General features: G+C 69.9%; 3 protein-coding genes. All 3 read right to left on the bottom strand.

Annotation, left to right across the window (positions count from 1 at the left end; translation table 11 throughout):
- A partial coding sequence (locus OXS49_RS33250; RefSeq protein WP_267428754.1) for a hypothetical protein occupies nucleotides 1-348 on the bottom strand: 348 nt, incomplete at its 3' end.
- Nucleotides 349-432: 84 nt separating this feature from the next.
- Nucleotides 433-1,470, bottom strand: coding sequence for a hypothetical protein (locus OXS49_RS33245; protein WP_267428753.1), 1,038 nt, complete (start codon nucleotides 1,468-1,470; stop codon nucleotides 433-435).
- Nucleotides 1,471-1,527: 57 nt separating this feature from the next.
- The gene (locus tag OXS49_RS33240; RefSeq protein WP_267428752.1) at nucleotides 1,528-1,794 is read right to left on the bottom strand and encodes a hypothetical protein; all 267 of its coding nucleotides are present in this window, start codon (nucleotides 1,792-1,794) and stop codon (nucleotides 1,528-1,530) included.
- Nucleotides 1,795-1,796: the final 2 nt, after the last annotated feature.

Below are 1,796 nucleotides of genomic sequence, written 5' to 3'. Positions count from 1 at the left end.
TCCACGCCATGGCAGGATCTCCGCCTCGATGACCGGGATAGCCGCAATCTCCGGCAGCACAGTCTCGCGATCGTCGGCCTCGCCGTCCCGATCGCCGCCGCGCATGTAGACGACCTGCGAGCCGTTCGCGTTCTCGGGCGCGGCCAGAGACGGTTCAGCATCCCCGCCGTCCTCAAGGTCGGTGTCGCCGTCCATGGTGTCGAGCACGGCGATGATCCGGTCCGCCGCATCGAGCGCGGTCTGTGCTGCCTCCTCCAGGCTGGCCCGGAGCGCGGGGACGGTGAGCGGCTCCAGGACCTCGGGAGCAACTGGCTTCGGTCGCGGGGTGAAGGTGAGCACGTTGCCCATGGGGTCAGGTCTCGGGTCGCGATGAGGGGAAGGCCCGGCGAGATCCGGCCGGGGCGGTACGCACGGCTACGGACGGGGCGGTCGCTATGGGCGCTGTTGGCTCTGCGCCTGCTCTGCGGCCCAGGTCGCGAGTTCCTGGATGAAGGTCGCGGTCTCGGTGACGTCGCCGTTCTCGATGATGCTCTCGGCGACAGTTCCGAGGCGGGCCCGCTGGTCCCATAAGCTGGTAGGCTGGCGAGACCGCATCTCAGCAGATGCCTTGCCCTCTACGGTGGTTAGCTCGTCCGCGAGCCAGTGCAGCAACCTGCCGGCTGCGTTGTTCTCGCAGCACCCCATGGCCGACATGGCGTAGGCGACATTCGATAGCTCGCGCGCCCGCTCATGAAGGGCTCGCAGCTCGTTGATGTCCGCAGCGGCGAAATCGACTTGGTCGAGGATGTCCGACTTGGGGAGGCTCGGCGACAGCGTCTCGAGGTGCAGTTCCCTGCGGATGCGCCGGATGTCCTCGACCTTCGTGCCGGGGCAGGCGCGCCTGCGTAGCTCGGCGAAGGCGATACTGCGGAGGCGAGCGATCTCGAGCTCGATGCCGTGCGGGATCTGGACAAAATGCGACGGCTCAAGCGCGGGCGAGCCCATGAAGCCGGGCGGCGGATCGTACCAATCGACGGCCTGGACGGGCATGCACACGCCGGCGCCTGCGATGAGCGAGTCCGCAGCGTGGTCACCAACCATCATGCCCGGCTCGTCACCACGGTGCCCCTTCAGCACCATGGCCCAGCACTCGGCCATGGCGCGGTAGCCTTCCGGCGTGGTCGGCCGGGCGGCTCGCAGGCGGTCGTAGGCGGCGCCCTGCGCGTCCTCCAGTTCGGCCACCATGTTGTCCGGCGCCTCGGCCTCCAGCACTTTCCCGAGCGCATCCCAGCTGGCCCGGAACACGGTAACGACCGCCAGGGCGGGATCTGGCTCAGCAGCTTGAGCAGCCTGGTCGGCATGGGTCGGCGCGGACGGGGCAGATGCTGGCTTGAACGCCTCGACCCGGCTGGCGGTAGCGGCGGCGCGCTCGTGCAGACTGACGGCGGGGTCGCGGCGGATCAGGTTTTCGAGGGACGTGCGTAGGGACATCGCGGGATCCTCGGGATAGGGCGCGGGCAGCCGGCCCGTTCGGGTTGCGGGCGGGGGTCAGAACAGGATGGCGAGGCCGGTCAGAACCATGCCCCCGCCGATGATGGCGACAGCGGCCAGCAGCTCGCCCGCGGCGTCGAGGAAGCGCAGGGACCGGCTGTGCGCGGTGTCGGGGCGGACGGGCGCCACGGCCTGCCAAGGCTCGATCTCGCCGGGCACGGGCTCGTTCGGCAGGTTCAGGAACCGGCCATCGGCCGAGAGGCGGCGGCGGCCGGTGCGCGGGCTATCGCTGCGGGCCGGGACGAGCTGGCTGAAATTCGGGATGC

The sequence above is a fragment of the Methylobacterium sp. GC_Met_2 genome, from assembly GCF_026540795.1.
GTDB lineage: Bacteria > Pseudomonadota > Alphaproteobacteria > Rhizobiales > Beijerinckiaceae > Methylobacterium.
This window is presented reverse-complemented; position numbering and strand designations above follow the sequence as displayed.